Source organism: Natronorubrum amylolyticum (assembly GCF_052040145.1).
In the GTDB taxonomy this organism is placed as follows: Archaea; Halobacteriota; Halobacteria; order Halobacteriales; family Natrialbaceae; genus Natronorubrum.
The window spans coordinates 145145-159628 of the sequence record NZ_JBPPFW010000005.1; the positions used below are offsets into that span (position 1 = coordinate 145145).

Annotated in this window: 19 protein-coding genes; 12 read left to right on the forward strand and 7 right to left on the reverse strand. The window is 64.0% G+C overall.

Features of this window, described 5'->3' with window-relative positions:
- Positions 1-162 precede the first annotated feature (162 nt).
- From ACSFDB_RS18510 to rpiA, 3 genes are all read left to right on the forward strand, one after another.
- Positions 163-1095: an ABC transporter ATP-binding protein gene (locus ACSFDB_RS18510; protein WP_440772387.1), complete on the forward strand. Its 933-nt coding sequence runs from the start codon at positions 163-165 to the stop codon at positions 1093-1095.
- Positions 1092-1943, forward strand: a complete 852-nt coding sequence (locus tag ACSFDB_RS18515; RefSeq protein WP_440772388.1) for an ABC transporter permease — start codon at positions 1092-1094, stop codon at positions 1941-1943. The genes ACSFDB_RS18510 and ACSFDB_RS18515 overlap by 4 nt, the downstream gene beginning before the upstream one ends.
- A gap of 127 nt (positions 1944-2070) precedes the next feature.
- Positions 2071-2778, forward strand: coding sequence for a ribose-5-phosphate isomerase RpiA (gene rpiA / locus ACSFDB_RS18520; RefSeq protein WP_440772389.1), 708 nt, complete (start codon positions 2071-2073; stop codon positions 2776-2778).
- Positions 2779-2781: 3 nt separating this feature from the next.
- On the opposite strand, the gene ACSFDB_RS18525 is transcribed toward rpiA, so the two are convergent.
- Together ACSFDB_RS18525 and ACSFDB_RS18530 are read right to left on the reverse strand one after the other, a co-directional pair.
- The gene (locus ACSFDB_RS18525; RefSeq protein WP_440772390.1) at positions 2782-3201 is read right to left on the reverse strand and encodes a hypothetical protein; all 420 of its coding nucleotides are present in this window, start codon (positions 3199-3201) and stop codon (positions 2782-2784) included.
- A gap of 62 nt (positions 3202-3263) precedes the next feature.
- Positions 3264-3680, reverse strand: a complete 417-nt coding sequence (locus tag ACSFDB_RS18530; protein WP_440772391.1) for a hypothetical protein — start codon at positions 3678-3680, stop codon at positions 3264-3266.
- A gap of 148 nt (positions 3681-3828) precedes the next feature.
- On the opposite strand from ACSFDB_RS18530, the gene fni reads away from it, so the two are divergent.
- Entirely contained in the window at positions 3829-4890 is a 1062-nt protein-coding gene (gene fni / locus ACSFDB_RS18535; RefSeq protein WP_440772392.1) for a type 2 isopentenyl-diphosphate Delta-isomerase, read from the forward strand.
- A 140-nt stretch (positions 4891-5030) separates the two neighbouring features.
- Here the strand turns inward: fni and ACSFDB_RS18540 are convergent, their stop codons facing one another.
- Positions 5031-5198, reverse strand: a complete 168-nt coding sequence (locus tag ACSFDB_RS18540; RefSeq protein WP_005578700.1) for a DUF1931 family protein — start codon at positions 5196-5198, stop codon at positions 5031-5033.
- 792 nt (positions 5199-5990) lie between these two features.
- Between ACSFDB_RS18540 and ACSFDB_RS18545 the strand changes: the two genes are divergently transcribed.
- The 6 genes from ACSFDB_RS18545 (at position 5991) to ACSFDB_RS18570 (ending at position 9548) form a co-directional block, all read left to right on the forward strand.
- Positions 5991-6416: a type IV pilin domain-containing protein gene (locus ACSFDB_RS18545; protein ID WP_440772393.1), complete on the forward strand. Its 426-nt coding sequence runs from the start codon at positions 5991-5993 to the stop codon at positions 6414-6416.
- Positions 6417-6434: 18 nt separating this feature from the next.
- Positions 6435-6980 carry a type IV pilin domain-containing protein gene (locus tag ACSFDB_RS18550; protein ID WP_440772394.1) on the forward strand — a complete coding sequence of 182 codons (546 nt, stop codon included), beginning with the start codon at positions 6435-6437 and terminating at the stop codon, positions 6978-6980.
- Positions 6981-7114: 134 nt separating this feature from the next.
- A complete protein-coding gene (gene larB, locus ACSFDB_RS18555) occupies positions 7115-7882 on the forward strand; it encodes a nickel pincer cofactor biosynthesis protein LarB (protein WP_440772395.1) in 768 nt (255 codons plus the stop codon).
- Between the two features lie 113 nt (positions 7883-7995).
- Complete coding sequence (locus tag ACSFDB_RS18560) at positions 7996-8145, forward strand: DUF7563 family protein (RefSeq protein ID WP_006092839.1); 150 nt, start codon at positions 7996-7998, stop codon at positions 8143-8145.
- Between the two features lie 81 nt (positions 8146-8226).
- Positions 8227-8475, forward strand: coding sequence for a GIY-YIG nuclease family protein (locus ACSFDB_RS18565; protein WP_440772396.1), 249 nt, complete (start codon positions 8227-8229; stop codon positions 8473-8475).
- A gap of 80 nt (positions 8476-8555) precedes the next feature.
- On the forward strand, positions 8556-9548 hold the full coding sequence (locus ACSFDB_RS18570) for a DUF8054 domain-containing protein (protein WP_440772397.1): 993 nt from the start codon (positions 8556-8558) through the stop codon (positions 9546-9548).
- 35 nt (positions 9549-9583) lie between these two features.
- On the opposite strand, the gene ACSFDB_RS18575 is transcribed toward ACSFDB_RS18570, so the two are convergent.
- Positions 9584-10177 carry an NADPH-dependent FMN reductase gene (locus ACSFDB_RS18575; protein WP_440772398.1) on the reverse strand — a complete coding sequence of 198 codons (594 nt, stop codon included), beginning with the start codon at positions 10175-10177 and terminating at the stop codon, positions 9584-9586.
- A 175-nt stretch (positions 10178-10352) separates the two neighbouring features.
- Between ACSFDB_RS18575 and ACSFDB_RS18580 the strand changes: the two genes are divergently transcribed.
- Together ACSFDB_RS18580 and ACSFDB_RS18585 are read left to right on the forward strand one after the other, a co-directional pair.
- Complete coding sequence (locus ACSFDB_RS18580) at positions 10353-11753, forward strand: phosphoglucomutase/phosphomannomutase family protein (RefSeq protein WP_440772399.1); 1401 nt, start codon at positions 10353-10355, stop codon at positions 11751-11753.
- Between the two features lie 102 nt (positions 11754-11855).
- Positions 11856-12227: a hypothetical protein gene (locus tag ACSFDB_RS18585; RefSeq protein WP_440772400.1), complete on the forward strand. Its 372-nt coding sequence runs from the start codon at positions 11856-11858 to the stop codon at positions 12225-12227.
- 64 nt (positions 12228-12291) lie between these two features.
- Here the strand turns inward: ACSFDB_RS18585 and cysE are convergent, their stop codons facing one another.
- From cysE to ACSFDB_RS18600, 3 genes are all read right to left on the reverse strand, one after another.
- Positions 12292-12801 (reverse strand): serine O-acetyltransferase, encoded by a 510-nt coding sequence (gene cysE / locus ACSFDB_RS18590; RefSeq protein ID WP_440772401.1) that lies wholly within the window; start codon positions 12799-12801, stop codon positions 12292-12294.
- Between the two features lie 214 nt (positions 12802-13015).
- A complete protein-coding gene (locus ACSFDB_RS18595; RefSeq protein WP_440772402.1) occupies positions 13016-13684 on the reverse strand; it encodes a metallophosphoesterase family protein in 669 nt (222 codons plus the stop codon).
- 102 nt (positions 13685-13786) lie between these two features.
- Positions 13787-14479 carry a ferredoxin--NADP reductase gene (locus tag ACSFDB_RS18600; RefSeq protein ID WP_440772403.1) on the reverse strand — a complete coding sequence of 231 codons (693 nt, stop codon included), beginning with the start codon at positions 14477-14479 and terminating at the stop codon, positions 13787-13789.
- Positions 14480-14484: the final 5 nt, after the last annotated feature.

A 14484-nucleotide genomic window follows, 5' to 3' on the forward strand; every position in this document is an offset into this window, starting at 1 on the left:
TGTCGGGACGAACCGACGGAACCGATCCGGTGGCGATTCCCGAAGTACCGACGGCTCGACCGTGCCATACTTTGACGATGATCGCTCGGCGGCTCTCCGCGATCAATTGTTAGATGAGAAAACCTATATGTGTATTGAGCCGAAACTAGTATAATTAACACCGTGACTGCTATCGATATCTCCAATGCGACGAAACGATACGGGACCGATACGGCCCTCGACGGTCTCGATCTCTCCGTCCGGCGCGGCGAGATTTACGGCTTCCTCGGCCCGAACGGCGCGGGCAAATCGACGACGATCAATCTGATCCTCGATTTCATCCGTCCGACCGAGGGCGAGGTGAGCGTCTTCGGTCTCGACGCTCGCGAGGACACGCTCGAGATCCGAACCCGGACCGGCATCCTTCCGGAAGGCGTCGATACCTACGACCGCCTGACCGGTCGCAAACACGTCGAGTTCGCCATCGAATCGAAGGGAGCGGACGACGACCCGGACGATCTCTTAGAGCGCGTCGGGATCGCCGACGCGGCGGACAAGAAAGCCGGCGGCTACTCGAAGGGGATGACCCAGCGGCTCATGTTCGCGACGGCGCTCGTCGGCGAACCCGACCTGCTGATTCTGGACGAGCCCTCGACGGGACTCGATCCCAATGGGGCCCGAGAGATGCGCGAGATCATCCGCGAGGAGAACGCCCGCGGCGCGACCGTCTTCTTCTCGAGCCACATTCTCGGTCAGGTCGAAGCGATCTGTGACCGCGTCGGCATCCTCCGGAAGGGAGAGCTGGTCGCCGAAGACACCGTCGACGGCCTTCGCGATTCGATGCCGGAACAGACCCGGCTTCGGGTCCAGGTCGACCGAATTCCCGAGGACTCCTCCGCGGCGCTCGAGGCCATCGAGTCGGTCGACGGCGTCTCCGAGGTGACGGCCGACGGCACGACGCTCGTCGTCACCTGCGAGGATCGGGCGAAGACGACCGTCCTCCGCACGATCGAGGAACAGGGCGTCTCGATCGAGGACTTCGCGACCGACGAATCATCGCTCGAGGACCTGTTTATGGCCTACACGTCGGACGATCGAACGGAGGTGGCCCAATGAGCGCGATCGCCGTCGCGAAGAAGGACTTCGCGGATGCGGCTCGCTCGCGCAAGCTGATGGGGCTGACGGCCATCTTCGCGCTCTTTACGCTCGGCGGCGCGTTTCTGGCCTCGTGGGCCGGAGATCTCTTCGCGGAGATGGACGGCGAGGGCGCGGAGACGACGCTCGACCTCGTCTTCGCCCTCCAGACGCCCGCGGGCTATCTCGTACCGATCATTGCGCTGGTGATCGGCTACGCCGCCATCGCCGGCGAGCGAGAGAGCGGGAGCTTGAAGTTCCTGCTCGGACTGCCTCACACCCGTCGAGACGTCGTGATCGGTAAGATCCTCGGCCGCTCGGCGGTCGTCGCCGTCTCGATCCTCGTCGGCTTCCTCGTCGGCCTGATCGGGCTGTTCGTCTTCGTCGGCTCGGTCTCGATCGTCGACTATCTCCTGTTTACGGTCGTGACGATCCTGTTCGGGTTCGTCTACGTCTGTATCGCCGTCGGGCTCTCCTCGATGACCCGGTCGACGACCCGGGCGGCGGCCGGCGCGTTCGGGCTGATCGTCTTCTTCTGGTTCATCTGGAGTCTCCTCGCGATGGGGCTGCTCTATCTCGTCGAGGGCTCGCTGTGGATGGACGAACACCCCGACTGGTACGTGAGCCTCCTCTCGCTGTCGCCGGACGCCGCCTACGGTTCCGCGATCGCCGCCGTCTTCGGCGAGGGACAGTTCACCATAGCCAGCGCGTACGGCGTCGAGAACCCGCCGCTGCTCGCCGAGCCCTGGTTCGGCTTTGTCTTGCTCGCAGCCTGGGCGCTCGTTCCGCTCGGAATCGGTCTCTGGCAGTTCGGCCGCACCGACCTCTGAGCTTCCGTTCGCCCCCTTCCTTCTGCGTTCGCCGTTTGAAGCCGATCACTCGACGCACTCGAACCCACCACCCGAACCGGTCCGCGAGATTGCAACGTTTTTCCCGTCGGCCCTCGCGAGAGTAGGCATGAAGACGGCAGGCGGTTCCGAGGCGGCGAAACGCCGTGCGGGTGAACGCGCGGCCGAGGAGGTCGAAGACGGGTTCGTCGTCGGGCTCGGCACCGGGTCGACGACCGCCCACGCAATCAGGGCGCTCGGTCGGGACGTCGACGACGGCCTCGAAATTCGGGGCATTCCGACATCGTTCCAGTCTCGCCAGTTGGCACTCGAGGTCGGGATTCCGCTGACGACCCTCGACGCGGTCGACGGCGTAGATCTCGCGATCGACGGCGCGGATCAGGTGGTCGACGATCCAGACGCCGAGGACGACGGCGCGCTGATCAAAGGCGGCGGGGGCGCCCACGCGCGCGAGAAATTGGTCGATGCGGCGGCCGACCGGTTCGTCGTCGTCGCCGACCCCTCGAAGCTCGCGGGAACGCTCGAGCGACCCGTTCCGGTCGAGGTGGTGCCGGACGCCCACACGGTCGTCGCCGACCGCATTCGCGCGTTCGGGGGTGAGCCGACGCTTCGCGAGGCCGGCGAGAAGGACGGGCCGGTCGTCACCGACAACGGAAATCTGGTCCTCGACTGCGCGTTCGGGTCGATCGACGATCCCGACGGGCTGGCCGGTTCGCTCTCCCAGATTCCAGGGGTGCTCGAGCACGGGCTGTTCGTCGGGCTGGCGGACGTGACGTACGTCGGTCGCGAGGACGGGGTTGAGCGTCGGGTGTACTAAGAATCAGGTATTCGCCGGCGACGCGGTCTCCGTTTTCAGCCCGGCGGCACGGACCGCACGCAATCCGACGACGAGGAAACAGCCGCCGATGAGACGCGTTACGGGACGGATCCAGGGCTTCACCTCGAGTTCGTCGGGGTTCTCGTAGGCGAGCTCGAGTCCGACGTCGAGGGCCTGTCGCGGCACCAGTATCATCACCAACCCGAGTACGCTGAGCGGCCGTTTGAGGATGGACGTGTGTTCGGGGTAGCGGCCGAGCAGCCAGACGAAGACGACTCCCTTGAATCGGCCCGCCTGCAGCGTCCACGGCCGCAGCCTGCCGTCGTCGGGGTTTTCGAAGGCGAGCCGTTCGACGGCGTCGACGATTCGGTTCGGTGCGATACTCAACAACAGTCCCAACGCGAGGGCGAGCGGTCGTCGCATATCGACCGTACGCGTGCGACTCGCAAAACGGTTGGCCGTGATCGTCGACGTTCGCGCTCGAGTCACGCCGTCTCCGTCGACTCCTCAGCGGTCGGCTCGTCGCTGCGCTTCGAGAGGACGACGACGAGCAGGTAGAGTCCACCCAATGTGCGCGCCGCCGGTTCGATCCAGGGTTTCAATTCGAGATCGTCCGTGTTCTCGTAGACCACTCGCTGGCTGAGTTCGACGGCCGGCTGCGGGAGCAGGACGAGGAACACACCGGCCATCCCCAGCAGGGTGCTGACGACCGTCGACCCCTCCCGACCGCGGACGAGCAGCCAGACGACCAGGAGGCCCTCGAGTCGCGCTCCCCAGAGCGCGTGGGGACGAAGCTGGGCTTCCTCGGGGTTCTCGAGACCGATGCGTTCGCAGGCGTCGATCACCGGCTGGGGTTTGAGAATCTCGAAACAGCCGAAGGCGACGAGGAGTGTCCGGAGCATGCGGCTTCGAACTACGCCAGCCAGCGTGAAAAAACGCGAGCTTGAGTACAGTTGACACGTCGGTAGTTGGGATCCGGTACGACAGCCGTGTGGCGTCGATGGACACCTTTTCAATGGTCTCACGCTATCGTCCGGTAGAGACGATCCGATGCCCGAAACATCCGACAGGAAAGACGATCACATCCGAATCATCGAGGACGAAGACGTGGAGACGTCCGGCGCGGGCTTTACCGACGTCGAACTCGTTCACGAAGCGCTGCCGGAGCTCCACCGCGACGAGATCGACACGACGACGACGCTGTTCGGCCACGAACTCGACGCGCCGATCGTCATCGAGAGCATGACCGGCGGCCATCCCAACACGACCAAGATCAACCGCGCGCTCGCCGAGGCTGCCCAGGAAATGAACATCGCCATGGGCGTCGGGAGCCAGCGTGCCGGGCTCGAACTCGACGACGAGGCGCTGCTCGAGTCCTACACCGTCGTCCGGGACGTCGCCCCCGACGCCCTCCTCTACGGGAACGTCGGCGCGGCGCAGTTGCTCGAGTACGACGTGGGAGACGTCGAGCGAGCCGTCGAGATGATCGACGCCGATGCGATGGCGGTCCATCTAAACTTCCTCCAGGAGGCCGTCCAGCCCGAGGGCGACGTCGACGCTCGGGGCTGTCTCGAGGCGATCGAACGGGTCGCAGCCGACCTCTCGGTGCCGGTCGTCGTCAAGGAGACGGGCAACGGCATCGCCCGGGAGACGGCCCAGCGACTCGCCGACGCGGGGGTCGACGCGATCGACGTCGCCGGACAGGGCGGGACGACCTGGTCGGGGATCGAGTCCTACCGGGCCGCCGCCGTCGGCGCGTCCAGACAGGAACATGTCGGAAAGCTGTTTCGCGCGTGGGGCGAGCCGACCGTCGTCAGCACCAGCGAAGCAGCGTCGGTCCACGACTGCGTGATCGCCAGCGGCGGCGTCCGGTCGGGACTCGACATCGCGAAAGCCATCGCCCTCGGTGCCCGCGCGGGCGGCCTCGCGAAGCCGTTTCTCGGCCCCGCAGGGCAGGGTACCGACGCCGTCGTCGACCTGATCGAGACGCTCGAACTCGAGTTGCGTACGGCGATGTTCGTCACGGGTTCGGCGTCGGTCGACGAGCTACAGTCCGCCGAGTACGTGATGCTCGGGCGGACGAAGGAGTATCTCGAGGCGCGGCGGCAGTAGTCGACGTTTCGCGTCTGTGGACCGATCCCGTCGTCCAGATCCCGAGACGTGACTGATTATCGACACACTGTCTGCTCGAGGGTGTGGAAACCAGTGGCTACGGGCGTAGCGTCGATAAAATGATTCTCGGTTGGCGTCCCTTACAGGTCGCGGGGCTGGACCGTCTTCCGGTCGTTTGCTTCGGCACGTCGGGCTGCGTCCTCGAGAAGCTCGTCGACTTCCTCGTCGAGCGCTTCGTAGAAGTCCGAGGCAACGTTTTTGTCATCGAGCGCTTCCTTCACGGCGGCTTTGACGATAAGGTCTGCCATACGATTTACGGATTCCGCGTTACCTCATATAAAGATTTTGGTTGTGGGCGGGGATACGGGGGTTGCAGGGGTTAACCCGCCCGTTTCGACGGCCGAATCCACCGGAAAGTATATGACTGATGAGTAAACGACAGGAATTCCGCCGCCGAAATCGGGGTCGAAATCGCTCGCGCGCGCTCTGTGGACGCTGTGGCGTCCCTACCGTCGATTGGGCGTTCGGCGGGTCCGGCCCGGCAGTTGCCGGGTCGGACGAGAGTGCAACTCGAGTCCCCGATGGATTGAGATCGACACACGAGTCGGTTCAAGCGAGGAAATCACTCAGCGCTCGAGTCGTACGGTCGCGGTGTGGACAGGGTGACCGCGTAACTGTCTACCAAGATGATCTAGAGTCCTCTGGCTCTGCCAATGTTGTCGCCATCTCTGGTGATGATGAGGATCAGGCTGGCAGTTTTGAGTGGGACTGGTAGTGATATCAAATTCCGAGACATTTACCAAACGATGTTTTGGCGGATCGTCGACAAAGATTAGCAGATAGTGTTGTCTTCAAGCCCTCGCTGGGCCACTTCTACTCTCCCTTGATTATCAATATTGAAACTAAGTTAGAGGACAAGACGTTCACGATCACAAGGATATATATGGGTGTAGTGAACTGATTGCTATCAGCACCAGGCCGAACGGCAGGAAGGGTGACGCGTAGGAAGGACGGACTCATCCAATCCCCCAATGCGTCAGACGGTGGTTCCATACTACCGCGAATAAGCGTTCCGACCGTTCAGGGTGCTACAAACAACTATGGACGGAAAACAACTTAGCAAGAAACTCGTCGGCAACGACGAGGAACGAGCAGTATCGCCAGTAATTGGAGTCATTCTGATGGTTGCAATTACGGTTATTCTCGCGGCTGTCATCGCAGCATTCGTATTAGACATCGGTGACGATATGGGTAGCGGAACGGTTGATGCAGCTGTAACAACGGATGTTAGTTATGATGGCGGTGATTTAGATGAGATTCAGATTGAAGTGACTACTGCAGATAACGTTGACCAATTCGACGTTAGAGGTGATTATGAAGAAGATGACATAGATATTTCAAGTACTGGAGATGTAACGACGATTGATGGTAGCTCCATATCCGAGAGTTCAGGGACGATTAATATCATTGCTATCTCCGGTGATGATGAATCTCAGGCGGGTAGTGCTGAATGGGATGAAGACTAAAGCGCAATAATATAAAAAATGGACGGAAAACAACTTAGCAAGAAACTCGTCGGAAACGACGAGGAACGTGCAGTCTCGCCAGTGATTGGAGTTATTCTAATGGTTGCAATTACGGTCATTCTCGCGGCTGTTATCGCAGCGTTCGTGCTGGATATCGGTGACGATATGGGTGGTGGATCAGTCGATGCTGTTGTAAGCACTGAAGTCAGTGATAGCGATCAAACAGTTAACATTGAGGTGACCTCTGCAGATAATGTGGACTACTTTGTCCTGCGAGGAGAAGGTCTCGAAGATACTAGCAACCCCGGTGCTGATTACAGTGAAGACGGCGTTGACGGCATAGTGTTAGACATAGAGAATACGGGAGATACAACGACACTCAGATACGGTGAGGTATACGATGAGGGTGCTGGGGAAGACGAGGATGATGGCTATGTCGAAACCGATGATGCGGTCTTTGATTCTGATAGTGGCTCTGTTAACGTCGTCGCTATCAGTGGTGACGATGAGTCCAATGCCGGTAGCTTCGAGTGGGAAGACTGGGATGACGACTTCGATCCCTAACCTCGAGTAAGTAGATTGTTATCGAATTTATTTTTCGCGTGAGTTTGGCCGTCTACTAGACACGCAGCGGCTGCTCTCACGCCGAGCACACAGAACCCAACACCTTCGAGTACGCCCACCTCCCAACTTCCCCTATGCGCGAACTCCTCGAGGCCGTCGCCGACGGCCACCTCTCCCCGTCCGAAGCCGAAGCCGAACTCAGGGGCTATGCAACCAACGACGCGGGCCGATTCGACGCAGCCCGCAAACAGCGTCGCGGAATTCCGGAGGCGATCCTCGCCGAGGGAAAGACGCCCGCCCAGGTCGTCGCCCTCACAGAAACTGCCCTCGAGACCACCGACAGAGCCCTGGTGACCCGCACCGACGACGACCAGCTCGACGCGCTCGAGACCGCACTCGAGGACTCCTTTCCCGACGCGACCCTCGAGCGCTGGGGCACGTCGGTTCGCGTTGTCACCCCCGCGTTCGACCAGCCGTCGCTGGACGCGACGGTCGGGGTCGTCACTGCGGGGACCGTCGACGGCCCGGTGGCCGACGAAGCCGAACTCGTGCCGCGCGACGCGGGGGCGACGATCGACCGCGTCGAGGACGTCGGCGTCGCCGCGCTGGATCGCACGCTGGATCAGGTCGACCGCTTTCGGGCCGCCGACGTGCTGATCGTCGCCGCCGGCCGCGAGGGGGCGTTGCCGACCGTCATCGCCGGCCTGGTCGATACGCCCGTGATCGCGGTGCCCGTCTCGAGCGGCTACGGCTTCGGCGGCGACGGCGAGGCCGCGCTCGCGGGACTGCTCCAGTCCTGTACCGTCCTCTCGGTGGTCAACATCGACGCGGGGTTCGTCGCCGGCGCGCAGGCGACGCTCATCGCCCGCGCCATCGACGACGCTCGCGACTCGAGTCCCTGATACCGACAAAAAATTCTCCCGTATCCGAAACGCCAAACAGTGTATGGGGAAGGCTTTTTATTGCACACCGAATAGTGTCGGGTACCGGCCGAGGCCGGTGTGACCATTGCCCAATGCCCACCTGTGATCACTGCGACGCGCACGTGTCCGAGCGCTTCGCACGCGTCTTCGCCGACGAAAACGGCGAGATCCACGCGTGTATCAGCTGCTCGGCGAACGCCGGGATCGCGGAAGCCGCGCGACACCGCGCTCGCGGTACCTGATCCCCGCTCGAGCATCGCGACCGACGACCACACGCCCCCACTCCGTCGCGCTTTTTATCGACTCTCTGCGTAGCGTGAGCCATGGCCGATCACGTGGTCTACGTCCTCGAGTGTGCCGACGGCTCGCTCTACACCGGTTACACGACCGACCTCGAGCGACGGGTCGCCGAACACGACGCTGGCGAAGGTGCAAAGTACACCCGCGGGCGCACGCCCGTCGAACTCCGGTATCACGAGCGCTACGACTCGAAGTCGGCCGCCATGTCCCGCGAGTACGAGATCAAACAGCTCTCTCGCCGACGGAAAGAACGACTCGTCGGCCTCGAGTGAGCCGATCGCCGTCGGGCATAGAATTCCGTTCGAACCCTCCCAAAAAATAGATACCGCGGCGGTTCCTGTTTCGAGACGACATGAAGATCGACATCGCCGAGCTCAAACAACCGGAGTACACCGGCGAGAATCGGTGTGAGCCGTGTACGATACTGAACCTCGCGATCGCCGCGGTCGTCGGGTCGCTCATCGCCCGCAAGACGAAACTTGGCGGGCTGGCCGCGGTCGGCATCTCGATCGGCCTCATCTACGTGCGGGGCTATCTCGTCCCCGGCACGCCGACGCTGACGAAGCGGTATCTGCCGCCCGAAGTTCTGCGCTGGTTCGGCAAGGACCCTGAACCCCAGGTTTCGAGCGGCTTCGGCGGCGTCGAGGCCGGAACTGAGGCGACCGATATCGCGATCGACGGGACCGACGGCGACGACACCGCGACCGACGGCGACGACACGGCGGTCGAAGCCACCGGTGCAACGGCCGAAGGCGACGGAACCGCGACCGAAGACGCCGATACTGCCGAATCGGAACCCGAACCGGAACCGCTCGATCTCGAGGATTTTTTCCTCGCAAACGACGTCCTCGAGCCCTGTTCCGACCGGGACGACCTCTGTCTCACCGAGGCGTTCGAAGCCGACTGGCTCGCGGCGATCGAGGAGGTGGACGAAGCCGGCGTCGACGCGACGGCCGTGATCGACGCCTTCGACTTCGACGCCGAACAGGAGGCGTTCGAGCTCGAGGAGCGCGACGAGGCCCGACTACTCGTTGGCGAGCGCGGTATCGCCGGCCGCTGGCCCTCCCGCGCTGCGGTGGTCGCCGACGTCGCCGCCAGTCGCGTCCTCGCGGATTGGGCGCCTGAGTGGGACGTACAGACGCCCGAGACGAAAGGACAGGTGCTCAACGGGCTGCGGATGTTCCTCGAGACCTGTCCGGGTGCCGGCGGCGAGATCAGCATGGACGAGGAGGTCGTCGAATCCTGCTGTAGCTCCCACGACGTGATCGCCGTGACCTGCGACGAGACTGGCGAGCGGCTGTTCGAACAGCGCGTCAATACGTCCACGAGTCGGATGCAGCGGTAGCGTTTCGGCTTCTGAGGGACCCGGTCGACGTGTCCTCAGTCGTCGGCTGCTGCGGACCGCGAGGACGTCACGCTCGGCTCGATGAACGCGTACTCGGCGAGGTTTCGCCCTAATTTCTCCACTCGTTCCTGTAAGTCCGGATCACGAAACCGACGGCCGTCGACGGCGTCGGAATCGGCTTCGAACTTACTCGAGGCGTTCCGAAGCCCCACCTGGTGGGGCAGGACCCAGCCGTGGACGCCGCGAACCGTAATCCGCAGGTGATCGAGCGTCGAGCCGTAGCTCCCACCGCCGGCGGTGGCCAGCAGCCCGACGGTGGTATTCTCGTACTCGTCCCAGCCGCAGAAGTCGTGAAAGTTCTTCAGGGCGCCGGAGTACGAGCCGTGGTAGACGGGCGTCCCGAGCGCGACGGCGTCGGCCTCGCGGACGATCCGCATCGCCTCCTCGGCTTCGTTCGGTGCGTCGACGTCGGGATCGTAGACGGGCAGATCGTACTCGCCCAGATCGAGTAGCGCCGTCTCCGCGCCGGCGTTGGCGGCCGCCTCGAGGGCGTAGCGCAACGCCGTGCGCGTGTAGCTGGTCTCGCGAAGGCTGCCGTTGACGGCGACGACGGAGGGTGTATCGGACATACCGGCGCTAAGACGTCCGTCAAGAAAACACCGTTGCTCGCCCGTCCGCGTGGATTCGTGTCCGTCGCGGGCTCTCGAGGCCTCTCGGATTCCGACGCGCGATCCACTCAGCCCGCTCGCTGCACGATCCGTATGAGGACGCCGCCTTTTTCGCGCCCGGCGACGAGACACGCGTATGGAGACGATCAGCTTCGGCACCGACGGCTGGCGGGCGACATTAGCGGAGTTTACCGCGCCGCGCGTGCGGATGGTCGGACAGGCTGTTGCGACGTACCTGCGGGACGAGGGGCTCGAGGCCCCCGTCGTGGTCGGCTACGACGCCCGCGAGACCTCACGCGGGTTCGCCGAGGAACTGGCTCGCGTGCTCTGTGCCAACGGCTTCGACGTGATCATGCCCGACCGAGACCGGCCGACGCCGCTGGTCGCCCACGCGATCGTCGAACGCGACCTGGCGGGCGGACTCGCCATCACGGCCTCGCACAACCCACCGGAGTACAACGGCGTGAAGTTCATCCCAGAGGACGGCGCGCCGGCCCTTCCCGACGTCACCGACGCCATCGCAGACCGACTCGCCGACCCCGATCCGCTCCCCGAGGACGAACACGGCACCGTCGAGGAGGTCGATCTCACGACCCCCCACGCCGACGCCGCCCTCGAACTGGTCGAGCGGATCACCGGCAGCGCGGACCTCTCGAATGCGGACCTGACGGTCGCCTACGACGCCATGCACGGCAGCGGCCGCGGGACGACCGACGCCCTGCTCGAGCGCGCCGGGGCCTCCCTCGAATGTCTGCGCTGCAGCCGGGACCCCGAGTTCGGCGGCGGCGCACCCGAACCGGCGCCCGAGAACCTCGAGGCGCTGATCGATCTCGTCACCGACGACGCGACGGACCCGGCTCTCGGGATCGCGAACGACGGCGACGCGGATCGGATCGCCATCGTCACGCCCGAGCGGGGGTATCTCGATGAAAATCTCTTTTTTGCCGCGCTCTACGACTACCTGCTCGAGGACGATTCGGGTGCCGTCGTCCGAACCGTCTCGACGACGTTTCTGATCGACCGCATCGCGGAGGATCACGGCGAAACCGTCCACGAGGTCCCGGTCGGCTTCAAGTGGGTCGCCGAGGCGATGGCCGACCACGACGCCCTCGTCGGCGGCGAGGAGTCCGGCGGCTTCACCGTCCGCGGCCACGTCCGCGAGAAGGATGGCGTCCTGATGGCACTACTCGCCGCGGTCATGCACGCCGACGAACCGCTGGACGACCGCGTCGATCGCCTCCTCGCAGAACACGGCACCGTCGTCCAGAACAAGCGCAGCGTGGCCTGTCCGGATCAGGAGAAGGCGCGAGTCCTCGCCGATCTCGAGGACGCAATCCCCGAGAGCGTCGCGGGCACTCCGGTGGAGGGTGTCAACACCGCGGACGGCTTCAAACTCCAGCTCGCCGACGGCTCCTGGCTCCTCGTTCGCCCCAGCGGAACCGAGCCCGTGCTCCGGGTCTACGCCGAAGCCGCAGACGAGGATCGGGTGAGCGAGTTGCTCGAGGCGGGCGAAGAACTAGTCGAGCCGCTGGTCTGAGTCAGCATCCCTTCCGTGCTGCGTTGGTGACGTTGCGTTTCTCCGGTCCGGGTTGCGTGCTCCGGGCCCTTCTTTACCGGCGTCGGCCCGCTCCCTAGAAGTATGAGCCAAGAGAACCGCGAGGACGTCGCGTTCACGGAACTCACGCCGGATTCGTGGCACCAGAACGATGAGGGCAGCTACTACCTCGACTGCCCGGAGTGTGGCTCCGCGGCGCCGCTGATGACCATCGTCAAACACGGTCGGTGTAACGGATACATGGACCAACAGGAGGACGACACCGAACTCGACGAGGCCGAACTCGACTGCACGGCGACGCTCCGCCTCGAACTCGGCTACACGTCCGATCCCGACCCCGAGGCGACCGGCTCGGACGCCGAACAGTCCGAAGACAGCGTCGAGACGGGCGAGGGCATTCCCGGCGAGGGGTCCCCGGCGGGCTCGGACGGGACGGTGAGCAACGAACAGCAGTGATCAGCCGGGTTACGTTCCGTATTGCTCTGCCCCGATTCGACTCGAGACGGAGCCGGTACGACCGTCAATCCACTCGCTCCGCCGGTACGCCGACGACGGTCGCCCCGGCTTCGACGTCCCGCGTGACGACCGATCCGGCGCCGACCGCCGCATCTTCGCCGACCGTAATATCGCCGAGCAGCGTCGCGTTCGCCCCGATCTGGACGCCCGATTCGATCGTCGGATGGCGCTTGACCGGTTCGTTCGTGTCGCCGCCCAGCGTGACGCCGTGATACATATGGACGTCGTCACCGATCTCGGCCGTCTCGCCGATGACGATCCCCATGCCGTGGTCGATCGTCACCCGCCGACCGATCGTCGCTCCCGGATGGATCTCGACGCCGGTCAGGAAACGCACGAACTGCGAGAGCAGCCGCGCGAGGAGTCGAAAGCCCCGATTCCAGAGCCAGTGGGTGATCCCGTGCGCCCAGACGGCGTGTAAGCCCGAATAACAGAGGACGACCTCGAGACACCCCGTCGCGGCGGGGTCGCGCTCGCACATCGTCCGCGCGTCCTCACGCATTCGCCGGAGCATCGGTCACCCGTCCGGACGCGGTAGTCACGGGACGATGCGCTCGGTGCGAACGCGGGCGACCGTTCGAGCGACAGCACCGGCCGGAAACGCGACGAGAGGAGTTCCTGCCGATGCGCGCCGTCTGGCCGGTAGATACCATACCCGGACCTACCGGCGAGTTGGCCTAAAAGGGTTCGTTTCCCGTCGATCGCCGCGCGGAACCCCCGGTTCCGACTTATTCCCCACGTGCGAGTCGCGTGCCGATCCGCTTGGGCAGGTCGGTCTCTCGAACCGCCTCCTGGACGGCGTCGATATCGTACTCCACGCGGTGGGTTTCGGCGGTCAGCGCGTCGAGATCGACGACCGCGTAGGCCGCTCGCGGATCGCCGTCTCGAGGCTGGCCCACGCTGCCCGGGTTGATGACGATCCCTTCCGCAAACTGCTCGACGCCCTGGACGTGGGTGTGGCCGAGCACGAGAACGTCCTCCTCGTCGAGCAGTCCGGGCGAGAACTCCCGCGGATAGGTGTATCTGGTGTACCGATCCGGATCGTCCGGATGGCCGTGGACGAGTTTCACTCGGCCGTCACAGGCGAGACGTTCATCAGGAAGCGACTCGAGCCACGCGAGTTGTCCCTCCGAGAGCTGTTCGCTGGCGTGCTTGACGCCCGCTCGCGCCATCTCGTTGAATCGGAACGGGGCGTCGCCGACGACCGCAGCGTCGTGGTTTCCCATCACCGTCGGCACGCTGCGCTCCCGAAGTACGTCGACGCACGCCGCGGGCCAGGGGTTGTAACCGACGACGTCCCCAGCACACAGCACCTCGTCGACGGGCGGCATGTCGTCGAGAACGGCCTCGAGAGCGACGCGATTGCCGTGGACGTCGGAGATGAGTCCGACTTTCATGTACGAGGACAACGGTCGCGAGCGGTTTGTAGGTTGGGCGCTCGCGTCGGCCGGTCGTCCGCATCGTTCGGCTTCGCACGTGATTCGCGGCCGCTTCGATCGTTACGCCTCGATTTCGTCTTCCTCCCAGCCTTCGGAGAAGACGTGTTCGTCCGGCACGCCGAGTTCCGCGAGGCGATCTTTCGCCTCGACGACCATCTCGGGCACGCCGCAGACGTACCAGTGGCGATCGACGTCGATACCGTCGAGGTGGCTCTGGACGTGGCCGGTGGGGCCGTCCCACTCCTCGTCGGACAGCGAGTACAGCACGGAGCAATTCTCGTGTTCCGTCGATAGCTGATCGAGGGTCTCGCGGTACATGATCTCCGCTTGACGCTGTGCGCCGTAACAAAACTGCACGTCGCCGGAACCGACCTCGAGATACCGCTTGAGCAGCGCCATCATCGGCGTGATACCCGTCCCCGTCGAGAGCAAGCCGATATCGGTGTCGGGATCTCGAAGGGTGAGGTTCCCCTCGAGTTCGCCGAGCGTGACGCCGTCGCCGACCTCGCGGTCGTGCATGTAGACCGACGCCGTCCCGTCGTCGTAGCGCTTGATCGCGAGCGTGATGGCGTTCGATCCGGGCGTGTTCGTCGGCGTGTACGGCCGGACCACCTCCTCGCCATCGTCGTCTTCGAACTGCACCGTCGTGTGCTGGCCGGGGTCGAACTCGAACGTGCGGTCGGCCTCGAGCACGAACTGTTTGACCTGTGGTGTCATCCGGTGAATCGACGTGATCGTCGCCTCGAAGGTCATACGTA

Coding starts and splice junctions, on each gene's coding strand:
- ACSFDB_RS18515 (WP_440772388.1), top strand. CDS start 1,092: ATGAGCGCGATCGCCGTCGCGAAGAAGGACTTCGCGGATGCGGCTCGC.
- rpiA (WP_440772389.1), top strand. CDS start 2,071: ATGAAGACGGCAGGCGGTTCCGAGGCGGCGAAACGCCGTGCGGGTGAA.
- ACSFDB_RS18525 (WP_440772390.1), bottom strand. CDS start 3,201: ATGCGACGACCGCTCGCCCTCGCGTTGGGACTGTTGTTGAGTATCGCA.
- ACSFDB_RS18530 (WP_440772391.1), bottom strand. CDS start 3,680: ATGCTCCGGACACTCCTCGTCGCCTTCGGCTGTTTCGAGATTCTCAAA.
- fni (WP_440772392.1), top strand. CDS start 3,829: ATGCCCGAAACATCCGACAGGAAAGACGATCACATCCGAATCATCGAG.
- ACSFDB_RS18540 (WP_005578700.1), bottom strand. CDS start 5,198: ATGGCAGACCTTATCGTCAAAGCCGCCGTGAAGGAAGCGCTCGATGAC.
- ACSFDB_RS18545 (WP_440772393.1), top strand. CDS start 5,991: ATGGACGGAAAACAACTTAGCAAGAAACTCGTCGGCAACGACGAGGAA.
- ACSFDB_RS18550 (WP_440772394.1), top strand. CDS start 6,435: ATGGACGGAAAACAACTTAGCAAGAAACTCGTCGGAAACGACGAGGAA.
- larB (WP_440772395.1), top strand. CDS start 7,115: ATGCGCGAACTCCTCGAGGCCGTCGCCGACGGCCACCTCTCCCCGTCC.
- ACSFDB_RS18560 (WP_006092839.1), top strand. CDS start 7,996: ATGCCCACCTGTGATCACTGCGACGCGCACGTGTCCGAGCGCTTCGCA.
- ACSFDB_RS18565 (WP_440772396.1), top strand. CDS start 8,227: ATGGCCGATCACGTGGTCTACGTCCTCGAGTGTGCCGACGGCTCGCTC.
- ACSFDB_RS18570 (WP_440772397.1), top strand. CDS start 8,556: ATGAAGATCGACATCGCCGAGCTCAAACAACCGGAGTACACCGGCGAG.
- ACSFDB_RS18575 (WP_440772398.1), bottom strand. CDS start 10,177: ATGTCCGATACACCCTCCGTCGTCGCCGTCAACGGCAGCCTTCGCGAG.
- ACSFDB_RS18580 (WP_440772399.1), top strand. CDS start 10,353: ATGGAGACGATCAGCTTCGGCACCGACGGCTGGCGGGCGACATTAGCG.
- ACSFDB_RS18585 (WP_440772400.1), top strand. CDS start 11,856: ATGAGCCAAGAGAACCGCGAGGACGTCGCGTTCACGGAACTCACGCCG.
- cysE (WP_440772401.1), bottom strand. CDS start 12,801: ATGCTCCGGCGAATGCGTGAGGACGCGCGGACGATGTGCGAGCGCGAC.
- ACSFDB_RS18595 (WP_440772402.1), bottom strand. CDS start 13,684: ATGAAAGTCGGACTCATCTCCGACGTCCACGGCAATCGCGTCGCTCTC.
- ACSFDB_RS18600 (WP_440772403.1), bottom strand. CDS start 14,479: ATGACCTTCGAGGCGACGATCACGTCGATTCACCGGATGACACCACAG.